This is a genomic window from Halobacillus sp. BAB-2008, assembly GCF_000328325.1.
Classification (GTDB): domain Bacteria; phylum Bacillota; class Bacilli; order Bacillales; family Halobacillaceae; genus Halobacillus.
In genome coordinates, this window is sequence record NZ_ANPF01000044.1 from 1 (window position 1) to 15,580 (window position 15,580).

A 15,580-nucleotide genomic window follows, 5' to 3' on the forward strand; every position below is an offset into this window, starting at 1 on the left:
TGTCCCAGTACGGTGTTCCAAGACCGACGAATGCCGGTACAAGATATACACCGTCGGAAGAATCGACAGAAGTCGCATATCCTTCTGACTCCGGTGCACTATCGATGAGATTCAAACCGTCACGCAGCCATTGGATAGCTGATCCTGCTACAAAAATACTTCCTTCCAAGGCATATTCGACTTTGCCATCGATCCCCCACGCAAGTGTCGTCAAGAGACCATGTTCAGAAGCGACCCCTTCTTCCCCTGTATTCATAAGCATGAAGCAGCCGGTTCCATACGTATTCTTAGCCATCCCTTTCTCAAAGCAGGCTTGTCCGAACAATGCCGCCTGTTGATCTCCTGCGATACCGGCAATAGGGACCTCCTGTCCGAAGAAATGGTAATCCACTGTCTTCGCATACACTTCTGAAGATGGTTTGACTTCAGGAAGCATGGATTTAGGTACACCTAAAATATCAAGAAGCTCTTCATCCCATTTAAGATCGTAAATGTTGTACATCAACGTCCGTGATGCGTTGGAATAGTCGGTGATATGCGCTTTTCCACCGGAAAGGCGGTAGACAAGCCACGTATCGATCGTACCAAACATCAAGTCCCCGTTCTCCGCTTTTTCACGGGCACCTTCCACGTTATCCAGAATCCACTTCACCTTTGTACCAGAGAAATACGGATCGAGCAGAAGACCTGTTTTCGAACGGAACAACTCATTATGACCCGCCGCACGCAGCTCTTTACAAATGTCTTCCGTCTGTCTGGACTGCCAGACAATTGCGTTATAGATTGGTTTCCCTGTATGACGGTCCCATACGACAGCTGTTTCCCGCTGGTTCGTAATACCGATTCCGGCAACCTGCTGTGGCTCTACGTCTGCTTTACGTAATACGTCGGCAATACAAGCAAGGACGGATGTCCAAATTTCATTCGCATTATGTTCGACCCAGCCTGGTTTCGGGAAAAATTGTTCAAATTCCTTCTGGCCTGTTTCTACAATTTTTCCTTCTTTGTTAAAAAGAATTGCTCTCGAGCTCGTCGTCCCCTGATCAATAGACAAAATGTACTTCTCTGCCATGAAAATCCTCTCCTTTTTTATATCTCTATCAGCTGATTTTTTCTTCAATCTTCGTTACGGATGCATTCTTCTTTAATTCAGAACTTGCTGCCGCAATAAGAATAACTGCTACGACGACTGACAATCCCCAGAAAACAGCAGTATAGTCCTGCATGAATATTGCGCGGTAAAATACCGCCCCATAAATACCACCAAGAACAGGTCCGACAATCGGTACCCATGCATAGCTCCAGTCCGATCCGCCTTTGCCCGGGATTGGAAGCAGAGCGTGGGCGATTCTCGGCCCAAGATCTCGTGCCGGGTTAATGGCATACCCTGTAGCTCCACCCAGTGACATTCCGATCGCGATAATCAAAGCACCGACGATCAGCGGATTTAATCCTTCCGTGAATTCGTTTGCACCAATGAACAACAAGCCCATAACCAATACGAACGTACCGATAATTTCACTTACAAGGTTTGAGAAAGGGCTTCGTACAGCGGGATCTGTGGAGAACACAGCCAGCTTCGCACCTTTATCTTCCGTTTCCCTCCAGTGAGGAAGGTAGTTCAAGAACACAATCACTCCACCGATGAAGGCACCAACCATTTGTCCCGCAATATAAACAGGAACCTTCGCCCATGCAAATTCACCGATCGCCGCAAATCCGAGCGTCACCGCCGGGTTCAAGTGTGCGCCGGTAAATCCCCCGACCGCATAAACCCCCATCGTAACAGCCAGCCCCCATCCGATCGTAATGACGACCCAGCCGGCACCTTCCGCTTTCGACTTTTTCAAAACAACACCGCCGACGACACCGCCGCCGAAGATGATCAAAATCATTGTACCAATCAATTCACCAAGGAATTCAGACATCAGCCACACCCCTTATCTTGTTTTCAAGCTGCATGGATTAAAAAAAGACTCACCTAAAGCGCTTACTTTTTGATGAAAAAGTAGCGAATAGTGTGAGTCTCCTCGTCTCCATCACATGCTTAACTTGTTGATTCCTACTATACACTCACATGTAAACGCTGTCAACTTTATTTTCATAATTAAATGAACAAATGGAACTAGAAAAAATTACTATTTCTCTATTTCCATTGGATTTGTTGTTTCCTTAGTATGGTTCAAATTCGCTTCTATATCCTCCTATGTCTGAAGCTTCCGTTCCACGTTGTGTAAGGAATAGGCTTCGTATCCATTTGTCCTTTAGGTTATTGTCTTTCCAACTAAAACTTCAGTCCATTTCATCGCACTAAACGAATGGAAAAACGATACCCTGCTCATAATATCGGAGTGTGGGTGTAGAGGTGAGACCACAGAAGAGCGGGGTGCTTCACTTAGAACGTGTCGTCAGGGAGCTTTTTACTCTATATCTCCAAGATACTTCCCGTAAAAAGCATCGTAGCCGATCAATTCATAATAATCCCTGCGTAAATTAGTTCCTTCCCTGTCTTCCTCCTCCAGCAAATTCCACTGGTCTTCATTCATTTTCACGATCGTAAACGGAATCCCTTCTTCCATCACCTTCGCTTTGACAGACAGACTCTCCTTCACCTGCTTGTCTTCATAAAAGAAAGAATCAAAGGTGTACGTTTCGCCTGCTTCCGTATCGAATTCAAACTTCCAGCTCAGCACTTCTTCGTCCGTAAACAATGGATAATCGATGAAGGGAATGAGCCGGGCTTCCTCCACCTCCAGCCACGACACCTTCTCTTTCGTGCCTAATTCCACCTGAACGATCCCATCATCTCTTATTGCACGAAAATCATCCATCGTAGAAAGCAGCGTGCCACTGTATAAGAAAAGAAACAAAACAAGCAGCCCCCAAACATACCCTCGTATACTTCTGAAGGTCTTTAGAAATATGTAAGAGAAACAGATAAGAAGACCCGTTAGCAGAATAGTCTGCACGTTGGAAATCCACCCGACAGACGAAGCATCGAACGCCAAGTCCTGCTCCGTCCGGGAAACACCTTTCCACTTAGCAGGCAGCCATATCAGAATGTAAGCGAGTAATGGAAGGAACAAGGTGATTAAGGTGTACACTTTCATGTCCCTGAGCGTTACACGGATTTTCTCCTTCCCTCTAATCAGGTAAAAACCGGCGAACGCCGGCAACAGTCCCAATCCTGTATATGGAAGTACCTTCTTAAACAGGGATAAATTTTCACCAAGGACGATACCGAGCCCCAAGAAGACCGATGCAATGACCAAGATCCAGCCGGCACCCTTCTTAAATTTCAACATGGAAACTGCCTCCTTTTGACAAAATGAAAAAGTTCCGCTTGGAAGGCGGAACTTTACCGTTTATGAATTATAATCCTGGATTTTTTGACGAGCTTTCTGAACTTCTTGATCACTGATCTGCATGTAGTATATACCGCCGATCCTAGTGCCTGAACCGGATATTTGGTAGGTAGTCATGTCCTTGCGTGTATCTTTATAATTGACCATGAGATCCTTCATCGTATCGAAATCCAAGTTTGTCGCCACATTGTTTCCAAGGACGTCGAGAACATCATCGATCTTATTGACAGAACCGACATTTGCCCCTTTATCGACGACTGCCTGGATAATCTGGCGCTGCCGCTCGTTCCGCCCCAAATCCCCTTTAGGATCCTCATAACGCATGCGTACATAGCCGAGGGCTTCATCCCCATCCAGGTTCAGCGTCCCTTTCTTGTAATGGAAACCATTGGAACCTTGCCAATCCAGGTTATTATCAATGGTGACACCACCGACAGCATCCACCAGTTCCGAGAGGCCTTCCATATTGATCCGCACATAATAATCGAGATCGATATCTAGAAAGTTCTCTACCGTTTGAATCGACATATCTGCACCTCCGAAAGCATAGGCGTGATTAATCTTATCCAGTTCGCCGTTATGCTTGGAGTCGCCGACCATTTCGGTTCGTGAATCCCTTGGAATACTAACGATTTGACTTCTGTCATTCTTCGGATCAAGGGACAGCACCATCAGTGCATCCGATCTTCCACGGTCATTCGCCCGTTGATCTACGCCGAGAAGAAGAATGTTCAGAGGTTCGGTTGCTTTCACTTTCTTCTTGGTCACCTTTGTGTCTATGGCAGCGACCTGCTGGTTCATCTTCTTATCGACTGTGGCTTTGGCACCATTGTAAACGGTGAAAGCATATACCCCCGTCGTAATCGCCAATAGTACGACAACAATAACGGGAACCTTCCACCATAATCCTTTTTTCTTCTTGTTTGCACGACCCATTCTCTTTCACTCCAATTTTTTCTAGCAATCTATTCCCCATTATATAAAAAGTAGAATATTTATACAATTCGTTTTTAGTAGAAAAGAACGGGACTCCGTCATTATTATGTAAAAAATGACAAAAACACGGCTAAGATCCCTACCCCGGGTATATACCTAACAGGACTATATTCCTGAATCTATCCTATGCAGTACGGAATGGAGCATAAGTCATAAGTCATAAGTCTTACGTATAAGTATAATCATATTATCTCAAAAAACAGGGGGGATCGTATTGAATAAGAATCGACTCGGCTTCCTAATTCTAACCATCCTGTCTTTTACACTTATGTCCGCTGTTCCCATATCAGCAGAAGCAATGAGAAAGATTGACAGCTTTGATAAAGAAATAGAAGCCATACGTCTTGGAGAAAAGCATAAGGGTGTATATGTTCAGAGTATAAAGAAAGTGCCCATGACGGCGATTCATGACAGGCAGGTAGTCGTCCAACTAACTCCCGGAACTTCTTTAGATTTCCCTGATTATGAAGAGGTCCAAGCGGATCCATTACTCCTATTACGTATCCCTGTACAGCTTGACTACCATCAGGAACTCCGCCGGATTCAAAGTATGGAGGGAGTGGAAAGCGCTTCCCCTAATATCATTTATACTCCGATGTACAAGCCCTCGGATGCCTATTACCGCTCTTACCAGGATTATTTAAAAAAGATTGGTATGGAACAGGCCTGGGATGTGACCAAGGGCACAAAAGAAGTGAGCGTGGCAGTGATTGACTCGGGAGTACTGCCTTCCCATGAGGATCTGCAGGGTCGTTTGACAGCAGGGTTCGATGCATTTACGAATGGCCCCGTCCGTTCTGATGGTGCGGGACATGGAACCCATGTAACAGGGATACTTGCTGCAAACACCAATAGCAGAGGCGGTATCGGTGTTGCACCCGGTATTAGAGTGATTCCTATCAAAGCTGGAGATGACCGAAGCGTGTACACTTCAGCAGTCCTGCGCGGAATCGATTACGCTGTCGATAACCATGCCGATGTCATCAATATGAGTTTTGGAAGCTTTTATAATGACCCAGCCGTACAGGAAAAGCTGCTGGAAGCCTACGACGCTGGAATTACACTCGTAGCCGCTTCCGGGAATGAAGAGACCAACGTCCCTGCTTACCCGGCCGGCTACCCTTGGGTGATTGCCGTCGGCGCAACCGACACGACCTCATCCTCCCCAAGACATGCGCCGTTCTCCAATATCGGCAGCCACATTGATGTCGCTGCGCCGGGGGTGGACATTTTCAGCACAAGTTACGACGGCACATACGGAGTCGGCAGTGGTACTTCCTACTCTGCACCGATTGTCAGCGGACTAGCCGCCTTACTGATATCCAAACATAGAGACTGGAAGCCTGCCGATGTGGAATATGCCCTTCAGGCAAGTTCCGATCAGCTGCTCCGCGGAGAATCTAATGAACAGCTGGGATTTGGACAAGTAAACGGCACTGCTGCACTTCGCACCGGACTAAAATCTTTAGAAGAGGACTCCTCTGCATGGGACCTCAGTAAAACAGGGCCCCTTCAAATCGGATCGCTTTCCGAATCGTTAAATTATCCAAGTGACAGAGACTTATATAAATGGAACGCGGAGGCACCAGGGCAAGCTTCACTAAGGCTCCACCATCCAGCCGGGCACATCGACCCCGTCCTGGTCGTATACCGGGAAATGAACGGATCGATTTATGAGCAGGACTACATCGACGAGCATGGTCAAGGAATAGCCGAGACGCTCACGTTTCAAGCTGGAGAGGGCACCTATTACATCGGTGTGTATGACTACTATGAGAACTGGTCTGCGCAGCCCTATACTCTTACGCTTGATCAGGAGCTTCCACAGGCCGAGAGAATCAGCGGTACAGACAGATTCGAGACAGCAGTAGAGATCTCCAAACAAGGATGGCAGGATGGAGCAGGTTCCGTCCTGATTGCAACAGGATTTGACTTTCCCGATGCTCTTTCCGCTTCTCCGCTGGCGTATCAGTTGGATGCTCCCATCCTTTTGACAAGACCTGATCGGTTGGGAACAGAAACGAAACGGGAAATAGGACGACTGGGTGCATCTTCGGTTTATATCATCGGAGGCATCAACGCGGTATCTGCCAACGTAGAAAAAGAAATACGGTCACAAGGCCTCCAAGTGACAAGAGTTGCAGGGGGTGACCGCTATGAAACTTCTGTAGAGATTGCTGAAGAACTGAAGCTATTACTGGGAAGGTCACTGACGAGTGCTGTCGTTTCGTCCGGCCGAAACTTCCCGGATGCCCTTGCGTCCGCTCCCTACGCTGCAAGGCATTCCCTGCCCATATTATTGACAAAGGAAAAAACGCTGTCACCTGAAGTGAAAGAGATTACCGATACCTTGCAGGAAACCATTGTCATAGGCGGAACGGGTGTCGTGAATGATTCCGTCGTGCGTATGCTCCCGAATCCCGTCCGATATGCAGGAGAGAATCGCTTTGATACGGCTGTAAGGTTTATAGAAGGTACAGGTATGGAGGCTGATGGAATATATGCTGCTACCGGCTTTCAATTCGCAGATGCGTTGACCGGTTCCGTCCTTGCAGCCAAGGAATTGAAACCGATCGTGCTCGTACGTCACGACCGGATACCACCGGAAGTCATCACATTCTTGAACGGCGCCTCTCCTGAGGTGATCTCCATTCTGGGTGGTACAGCCGCCATCAGCAAAGAGGTAGGATATCATTTAAGAAAGTTTTTGGATCAATAAATAGGAAGAGCCTCTCCATAAATGGAGAGGGCTCTTCCTTTACTTCAATGACTCAAAATAGGCATCCGACCATTCCAGAAGCTGCAGAATGTCCTGCTGTTCCTTGGCAAATGATGCTTTTGGATCGTCATATTGGTTCTCAATACGCTCGTTTGTTTCCAGATCGATAATGCGTGGTGCGAAACGACTGTTTTCAGCGATGTAGAACCTGCCGTTTTTAAAGAAGGAACTTGTCGGTACATAATACCTCATACCTAAAAGGTTATTCTCATAATGAAGCAGATCATGTCCGAAATAAATAGTATCCGGTTCCACACCAAGAAGATTCAAAACGGTCGGCATCATATCGATTTGACCGCCGAGGTGATCCACTTCACCCGAAAGCTCCTCTTCCTCTCCCGGAACGCCGATAACAAATGGAATGTTGAAACGCTTGGCCAGTGAATAACGGCCACCAATGAAATCATCAAGCAAATCCTGGTCTTTGGATGTAAGCAGTTTTCCGTGAAGGCCGGAATGATCCCCATACATGGCGATGACGGAATTTTCCCAGAGTCCTTTATCTTTCAGACCTTGGAAGAACTTCCCTAGCTCTTGATCCGCGTAATGGACAGACTGTAGATAGTTACCGGTCAATGTCCCTTCGTATTCCTCAGGAAGATCAAGTCCTTCCTTATCTTCCGGCATTTCAAACGGGGTATGACTTGTTAACGTCAGCGCATGCGCGTAGAATTTACCTTCTTTGTCCGCAATATTGTCCAAAGCAGCAAGCGAACGTTCGAAGAAAACTCCATCGGATGGGCCAAAGCCCACCGTATCTTTCTCCCCGTAGAATTCCTTTGCATAGTAATCATCGAAACCGAGGGCCGGATACATGACATCTCTGTTCCAATACTCGACTTCGTCCGCGTGCATCGTAACGGAGTGGTATCCGTTCTGATCAAGAATTCTCGGCAGGGACGGAATCTTCATATCGGTCATTTCCTCTGAGGTAGCCTTACTTCCCAGTGGATAGAGAGATGTATTCATCAAGTATTCCGCATCAGCAGTATTGGCAGATCCGATCTGCTGATAAAGATTGGAGAAGTACATACTGTCTTTGATCCATTTATTGATGTTAGGCGTTATCTCCTGACCGTTCAGTGATTTTCCAATGACGAAGTTCTGCAGAGATTCCACCTGAATCACAATCAAGTTACGATCTTCAGCTACACCGAAATGATTGTGCTCACTCATTGGTACATAATCATTTCCTTTTGTTTCTTCAATCATCTCCTGCGTCACGTTCTGATCTGCGCCGGAGAAAGCGAGAGCCGTCTCACTGTTTGCCCGGTCCTGGTAAAACTGGACAAACTGTGAATTAAACAATCCGTTCTCCTTCGCAAACAAAGCGCTGTCCAGCATCGGATCGCTCTTACTCATCTGAAAATTGACGATGGAAGCAATTAATCCAATAACAAGCAGGCTGCCCATCCATACGTTCGATGTGTAGTTGCGGGTCTTTCTGCCCCACTTTCTCGTCCATACCGTAAGGATGGCGAAGAGGACGAGGTCGGCGAAGAACAATAAGTCTGTCGGCCGGAAGAGCATCATCGCACTTTCATTGACACTTCCTACTTGATTAAGCTGAGTCAAATCATAATAGGTAGGAATGGTACCGAAATACCGCTCATAGACAAGCATGGAAATGAACAGGAGGGTAAGAATGACATCCAGAACTATGTAGACATAGACTTTCCCTTTCTTCAGAACCAATTCAAAGGCGGCAATTAAGGTCAACACGACCATGAATTCAAACCATATCCCCCTGAAAATGTTCGTGTCGTACAGCAGTACATATCGAAATATAATAAACTTTAAAGCGATCATGATAGAAAAATAGAAAAAGTAACTCTTTATTAACCTTGTAATAGAATCTTTCATATAAACACCTCTACAATATTCTATCGAAGTGTTAAGATTATGTAAACGATTTGTAAATAATCACAGGGTCATAAGCCGCTCTTATTCTTATTTTGTTCACATTTCTATGACGATTGTGTGGAATCTCTTTGATATGTTTTGACTATCCTGTGTACTATAGACTAAAATGACTACGTCAAAAAGCCGCACCTTCCCACTGCCGTCAACATTACATTCCAATGACGACATGATTGCAGCACCGGGACGGTCGGACAATAGAAAAGAAAGGGAGAGATCCATGAAACAATGGACGATTATAATGGCAGCCCTCTTATTCTTTGTAATGGCGCCTTTAACTATTGTAGAAGCACATACCTCACTGGAGAGTTCTAATCCAGAAGCTGATTCTACCGTGGAGGAACCTGTGGAATCGATTGAACTTACCTTCAATACTGAGATTGAAGAAGCGAGCACCCTGACCATCACAGACGGAAACGGAGAAGTGATGGAGCCTGCTTCTGTAGACATTGCAGATAATATGATGACCGCAAACCTTAATGATCCGCTTCCTGCCGGTGACTATACGGTGAACTGGAACATCGTCGGTGCAGACGGTCATATCATTGAAAAGGAATTTACCTTCACCACAACTTACGAAGAGCCGGAAACAGTGGAAGAAGAAGCGGTGGAAACACCATCCGATGAAGGACAGGAAGAGTCTCCAGATCAGGAAGATTCCGCCGTTGAGTCCGAGCAGGATACTGCAGATGAGGACTCAGGATTCCCCGTCTTCTTTTACGTACTTCTCGGCATCATTATTGCACTTGTTCTCGTTTTAATCGGACGTCTTGCCTTTAGTAAGAAGTGAAAATAGATGATGGAAATTACGCTTTTCGCAGCTGAAGTCGCTCTCTATATCTCTTTCTCTCTTTTAATTGGGGGATTATTGTTATTACTGATTGCAGAAACGTCTAAACCACCGATGGTTATACCGAATAAGCTGATTATCACGGCGAGTATGCTTACGATCGCTGCGGCCTTTCTGCCGATCCTGCCCGTTACCCGAACGCTTGCCAGGGTAGACACGTGGCAGCAGGCATTCATGAACGTCCTGTTTACATTTTCCATAGGAAAATCATTTTTATTCATCACCTTATTCGGCGTGCTGCTTCTTTTGATTTGGACAATCAAAGGGGCAGCGGAGAATAAGTACCTTGTGTCGCTTTCGCTCGCACTCGTCATTGCCATGATTATCAGTTACACCCAATCCAGCCATACCACTTCCCTTGCAGGCTGGCAGGGGCAAATGGCTCACACAATTCATTTTCTTGCCGTCTCCCTCTGGCTGGGGATTTTGTTCATTGTCAGTTGGCTGTCTAAAGGAACGGAAAACTGGAGTGCTTTTTTACGCTGGTTTACACCGACGGCAATCGCTGCCCTGCTCATCGTAACCGTCTCCGGTTTCTTTACGATGTCGATCGATCTGCATGCATACGGGAATACGAACTTAGGTACTGTTCAAGCCTATGAAGACGGTCTCGCCTCAAGCTATGGACAAGGGCTGCTTTGGAAACATCTGTTTTTCTTGGCCATCATTATGTTCGCTGTGATTAACGGTATTCTCTTCAGGAGGAAACGGGAAGATCAAACATTCAATCCGTTTCCATGGACCAAGGCGGAAAGTCTGTTCGCTCTGATTGCCTTCTTATGGACGTCTTACATGGGAAGGGTGGGAATACCGAGTCAGGGAGGCACACCGGCTGCTGATGCCTCTTTCTTATACTCGGTCTTTACCGACAAACAAGAAAGCGGAATCGTCGATGTCACTTTTGCTTTCGGTCCAATGAGCTGGCTGTTGCTCCTGCTTGGTACACTTTTTCTTCTGCTTGCCTTGGTGACAGCAGTGAAAAAATCTTCTGTATCCATGACAGCAACGGCGGGCGCCGCCATGATCATTACCTTCTATCTCGGCGTCATGACCGGTGTCCAATAAATATAAAAAAAACGAATCCTTATAAGGATTCGTTTTTTTATTTTGTTTAGAAACATCTTTCTACTCCAGTCTCACTGGTTCATTTTGTCTTTGATATATGCAGAAAGAAATCAAGATCTTCCTGGAGATGGATTTGTAGAAGGCGTTCCGCTTCTGCTGCATCCCTGCGTTCGATTGCCTCATATATCTCCTCATGCTCATCAATCAAGCGCGGGCGGTCATGATAGACGACCGTTTTACGAAACAAGTAAATAATCGACTGCATCCGGTTAATCGTCTCGATCATAAACCGGTTCTTACTCGATTCTACGATAATATCATGGAAGCGCTTGTTTGAATTCATCATCTCTTCATGATTGCCGCGGCGGCTGACAACGATCGTTTCCTTCAGTTCCGCAAGCGTCTCTTTGTCCATATACGTTGCCGCTGTTCTGGCTGCGTCGCCTTCCAATAAGATGCGTACACGGAAGATATCACGCAGATCTGCTTCTGTCGGCTGAACGACTTTTTTTTCTTTTACAAGCCCTTCCTCCTCCAGCTTGCGTAACGCTTCGCGAATCGGCGTCCGGCTGATTCCGAGGAGCTTTGCGTATTTATCTTCTACCAGTTTTGTTCCTGCAGGGATCTCCCCGTCTACTATCTGCTCTCTTAAGTATTCATATGCTTGCACGTATGCTGTGTTCTTTTTCATCTATGTACGCTGCATAGTCCAGCAGCTTTCGCCCTCCTCTAATACACCTTTTTCCAATTATAACATGGTTGGCAAATACTTATTTGTGTACATTTTTTATTTTTTTGTATACAAAATAGAGTATATACTATACAATAAGAACAATAAATGAAAGCGATACCATTACAAAACGGAGGGATTCTACAATGAAGATAGGATTTATCGGCTTAGGAATTATGGGGAAACCGATGGCAGGTCATCTGGTCGCCCATGGACATACAGTGAAAGCTTTCGACCTTAACCAGAAGGCGACAGAGGCACTGGCCGCCCAAGGAGCCATCGCTTGTACGAGTTCCAAAGATGCCGCTTATGAAAGCGATGTCATCATTACGATGCTTCCCAAAGCTGCGCATGTGGAGAGCGCCTTATTCGCAGAAAACGGCGTGGTGGAAGGCGCCAAACCGGGCGCCATCGTCATCGATATGAGTTCGATCTCCCCGGTCGAAACGAAGAAAATAGCGGCAGAATTGAAAACGCATCACCTGCGGATGATGGATGCACCAGTGAGTGGTGGCGAGCCAAAAGCGGTGGACGGAACCCTTGCTATTATGGCAGGCGGAGAAGAAGAAGCTTTCCAGGAAGTGCTGCCGCTGTTGGAATGTATGGGAACGAACATCGTTTTGGTAGGAGCGGTTGGCAGTGGTACAACAGCGAAACTGGCCAATCAGGTCATGGTCAATGTTAATATCGCCGCGATGTCAGAAGCCTTCATTCTGGCTGCGAAAGCAGGTATCGACCTTCCGAAGATGTACGAAGCGATTCGAAGCGGCCTTGCAGGAAGCGCTGTACTGGATGCGAAAGCACCGCTTATCTTCGAACGAAATTTTGTTGCCGGTGGCAGAATCGATATCAACGCAAAGGACTTGACGAATGTATTGAACACAGCGAAAGAATTGGAAGTGGATATGCCGCTCTCCGATCGTGTTCTATCCATGTTTAATGAACTAATTACAGATGGGAAGGCATCAGACGATCACGGCGGACTGATCCAGTACTACGAGAAAACAGCCGGTACGAAGGTAGCTGCACCAGTTTTCGAAGGAAAATAAAGAAAGGATGATGAGAATGATCGAGACACATGATCCAGAATCTTATATCAAAAGCCTGCCTGTACAGAACGAAGAAGAATGGGAAAACGCATTTAAGGATGCCTACGCAGACTTCCAGCACAAAATCGTTGTTCTTGATGATGATCCCACTGGTGTGCAGACTGTACACGGCGTTACTGTTTTTACCGACTGGGAGGAAGCGACGATCCGCAAAGGGTTTGAAGAAGACGGACAGATCTTCTTCATCTTGACGAATTCCCGTGCTTTCCGTGCGAAGAAGACGGAAGAAGTCCACAGAAGAATCGCCGCTCGTGTCGAGCAGATTGCACAGGAAAACAACACTCCCTATCTTCTAATCAGTCGGGGAGATTCGACACTTCGCGGCCACTACCCATTAGAGACAGAAGTATTAAAAAACGAATTGGAACGAAGGTCAGAACGCAGGATTGATGGGGAAGTAATCCTTCCTTATTTTAAGGAAGGAGGAAGGCTGACGGTGGAGGGCGTTCACTATATCGTCAGCGACGGAAGCTGGACCCCCGTTGGAGAATCGGAATTTGCCGGAGACCGGACGTTCGGCTTCTCAGCCAGTCACCTGGGAGACTATGTGGAAGAAATGACCGACGGTGCTTACAAGGCTGAAGACGTTACCCATGTCACACTCGCTTCTATACGCCAAGGCGAAATCGAAGCGATTACAGACCAACTGATGAAGGTCGATCATTTCGGCAAAGTCATCGTCGATGCCGTGACGGAAACAGATGTAAAAGTATTTACCATCGCTCTCATCCAGGCACTCCAGTCTGGAAAAGAATTCTTATATCGAACGGCGGCAACCTTTACGAAAATTGTAGGCAATATCCATTCAAAGCCTCTGTTGACGAAAGAAGAACTCGTCCATGACCGGTCTGAACAAGGCGGCCTTGTCGTTGTCGGTTCCCATGTCCAAAAGACGACAGACCAGCTGGAGCAGTTAAAAACGATCTCCGGCCTTCACTTCATCGAATTCAACAGCCACCTTGTTCTTGAACCAAAAGCATTCCGTGAAGAAGTGGAACGTGTGAGACGAGAAGCAGATGAGAAAGTGGAAGAGGGAACATCAACTGTTATTTACACAAGAAGGGACCGTCTGGAGTTGGGGGACGGCCAGGAAGAGAAAGAGCTGATGCTTTCCGTCCAGATATCGGAAGCCGTAACAGCCATCGTCCGGCAGTTAAAGAGCTCTCCGAAATATATCATCGCTAAGGGTGGTATTACTTCAAGCGACGTTGGGACAAATGGTCTTGGTGTAAAACAGGCGACGGTCAAAGGACAGGTGGCGCCAGGTGTACCTGTTTGGGAGACGAGCGAAGAAAGCAAATACCCACATCTCCCGTATATTATTTTCCCGGGCAACGTCGGAACAATCCATACATTGAAAGAAGTCGTCGCGTTGATCGACTAAATCCTTTGAAGAGGTGAACCCTAATGCTAACAGGAAATCTACTGATTCTCGTGTTCTTCCTTTCTTTGGCTCTACTATTCTTCCTTATTCTAAAGGTCAAGCTTGAGCCGTTTCTTTCCTTACTTGCTGTGGCATTGATGACAGGTCTGATCATCGGCATGCCGGTTTCGGAAATTCCAGGCATTATCGTCGGCGGTTTCGGTAACACACTGGCAGGGGTCGGTATTCTTATCGGCCTCGGCGTCATCTTCGGCCAGTTCCTCGCCGCTTCCGGTGCTATCGAAAAAATCGCCAAGTCCATCCTGACCGTCTTTGGACTCAAGAAGTCCCCGGCAGGTCTTGGTCTTACTGGAGCTACGGTTGGTATTCCCGTTTACTTTGACGCCGCTTTCGTCATCCTATCCGGGCTTGTCCGCAGCTTATCCCGTCGTACCGGCATTTCGATCGTCACCTTTGTCACAGCTCTCGGGGTCGGTTTGATCGTTTCCCACAGTATGATTGCCCCGACTCCGGGCCCGCTCGTTGTCGCAGAAAATACCGGTGCTGATTTAGGACTATTCATTTTATACGGATTAATCTGCGCCATTCCTGCGACGCTTGTCGGGGGATACTTATACGGTACATTCATCGGTAAACGCGTCCGCTCCGGTCAGGATGAGGACGCGTCTGCCGAAGTGGCAGCGACCGTTGAAGAAACAGGACCGACGATCAGCACCGGCTTATCGTTTACCATCCTCCTGCTTCCTATCGTATTGATTCTTCTGAATACGGTTACAAATTTAGCGGTACCGAATACGGGATTCGCAAGCATTATCGGACTGATCGGAGATAAAAACGTCGCGTTGTTCCTCAGTGTCCTCGTTGCGATTATCGTGCTGCCAAAATACATTCAAAAACCTAACCAAACGTTGTATAACGAAGCGCTTAGTACATCAGGAAGCATCCTGCTTATTACAGGAGCCGGCGGAGGATTTGGTGCCGTAATAAATGAAAGCGGTATCGGAGATCATTTGATTCAGACGATGCAGAGCTGGAGTATCCCGGTCATCTTGCTTGCCTTCCTGTTTTCTCAAATTCTGCGCGCTTCCCTCGGTTCCACGACTGTTGCGCTTGTCACCACTTCCAGCATCATGGGGCCGATGATCGTAGAACTGGGCGTCTCCCCTGTTCTTGTCGGTCTGGCGATCTGTGCCGGTGGTGTCGGGTTATCCCTTCCGAACGATTCCGGATTCTGGGTGGTCAATCGGTTCAGCAAGCTCTCTGTTCCAGATACACTGAAGGCCTGGACACTCGGTGGATTTATTGCCGGGGTCAGTGCTCTTGTTATGGTCTTCCTCCTGAGTCTGTTCAGCGGCATCCTGCCTGGCATATAAAATAAAGCC

12 protein-coding genes are annotated in these 15,580 nt (G+C 46.9%); 6 read left to right on the forward strand and 6 right to left on the reverse strand.

Features of this window, described 5'->3' with window-relative positions; all coding sequences use genetic code 11:
• The 4 genes from glpK to D479_RS10520 all read right to left on the reverse strand — a co-directional run.
• Positions 1-1,072 (reverse strand): glycerol kinase GlpK (gene glpK / locus D479_RS10505; protein ID WP_008636720.1); only part of this gene is annotated, 1,072 nt, incomplete at its 3' end.
• A 28-nt stretch (positions 1,073-1,100) separates the two neighbouring features.
• Complete coding sequence (locus tag D479_RS10510; RefSeq protein ID WP_008636721.1) at positions 1,101-1,928, reverse strand: MIP/aquaporin family protein; 828 nt, start codon at positions 1,926-1,928, stop codon at positions 1,101-1,103.
• Positions 1,929-2,420: 492 nt separating this feature from the next.
• Positions 2,421-3,305 (reverse strand): hypothetical protein, encoded by an 885-nt coding sequence (locus D479_RS10515; protein WP_008636731.1) that lies wholly within the window; start codon positions 3,303-3,305, stop codon positions 2,421-2,423.
• A 60-nt stretch (positions 3,306-3,365) separates the two neighbouring features.
• A complete protein-coding gene (locus D479_RS10520) occupies positions 3,366-4,301 on the reverse strand; it encodes an LCP family protein (protein WP_008636733.1) in 936 nt (311 codons plus the stop codon).
• Between the two features lie 274 nt (positions 4,302-4,575).
• Here D479_RS10520 and D479_RS19920 point away from each other — a divergent pair, with 274 nt between their 5' ends.
• Positions 4,576-7,080, forward strand: a complete 2,505-nt coding sequence (locus tag D479_RS19920) for a cell wall-binding repeat-containing protein (RefSeq protein ID WP_008636735.1) — start codon at positions 4,576-4,578, stop codon at positions 7,078-7,080.
• Positions 7,081-7,119: 39 nt separating this feature from the next.
• On the opposite strand, the gene D479_RS10535 is transcribed toward D479_RS19920, so the two are convergent.
• Positions 7,120-9,003 (reverse strand): LTA synthase family protein, encoded by a 1,884-nt coding sequence (locus D479_RS10535; protein ID WP_008636738.1) that lies wholly within the window; start codon positions 9,001-9,003, stop codon positions 7,120-7,122.
• A 277-nt stretch (positions 9,004-9,280) separates the two neighbouring features.
• Here D479_RS10535 and D479_RS10540 point away from each other — a divergent pair, with 277 nt between their 5' ends.
• Both D479_RS10540 and D479_RS10545 read left to right on the forward strand, forming a co-directional pair.
• Positions 9,281-9,850 (forward strand): copper resistance CopC family protein, encoded by a 570-nt coding sequence (locus D479_RS10540; RefSeq protein WP_008636747.1) that lies wholly within the window; start codon positions 9,281-9,283, stop codon positions 9,848-9,850.
• Between the two features lie 6 nt (positions 9,851-9,856).
• On the forward strand, positions 9,857-10,975 hold the full coding sequence (locus D479_RS10545) for a copper transporter (RefSeq protein WP_008636749.1): 1,119 nt from the start codon (positions 9,857-9,859) through the stop codon (positions 10,973-10,975).
• A 79-nt stretch (positions 10,976-11,054) separates the two neighbouring features.
• On the opposite strand, the gene D479_RS10550 is transcribed toward D479_RS10545, so the two are convergent.
• Complete coding sequence (locus tag D479_RS10550) at positions 11,055-11,666, reverse strand: GntR family transcriptional regulator (RefSeq protein ID WP_008636750.1); 612 nt, start codon at positions 11,664-11,666, stop codon at positions 11,055-11,057.
• A gap of 161 nt (positions 11,667-11,827) precedes the next feature.
• Here D479_RS10550 and garR point away from each other — a divergent pair, with 161 nt between their 5' ends.
• The 3 genes from garR to D479_RS10565 are packed head-to-tail and all read left to right on the forward strand — an operon-like array spanning position 11,828 to position 15,571.
• On the forward strand, positions 11,828-12,754 hold the full coding sequence (gene garR, locus D479_RS10555; protein ID WP_277422408.1) for a 2-hydroxy-3-oxopropionate reductase: 927 nt from the start codon (positions 11,828-11,830) through the stop codon (positions 12,752-12,754).
• A 16-nt stretch (positions 12,755-12,770) separates the two neighbouring features.
• Positions 12,771-14,198, forward strand: a complete 1,428-nt coding sequence (locus D479_RS10560) for a four-carbon acid sugar kinase family protein (RefSeq protein ID WP_008636752.1) — start codon at positions 12,771-12,773, stop codon at positions 14,196-14,198.
• Positions 14,199-14,221: 23 nt separating this feature from the next.
• The gene (locus D479_RS10565) at positions 14,222-15,571 is read left to right on the forward strand and encodes a GntP family permease (protein ID WP_008636753.1); all 1,350 of its coding nucleotides are present in this window, start codon (positions 14,222-14,224) and stop codon (positions 15,569-15,571) included.
• The last annotated feature ends 9 nt before the right edge of the window (positions 15,572-15,580 follow it).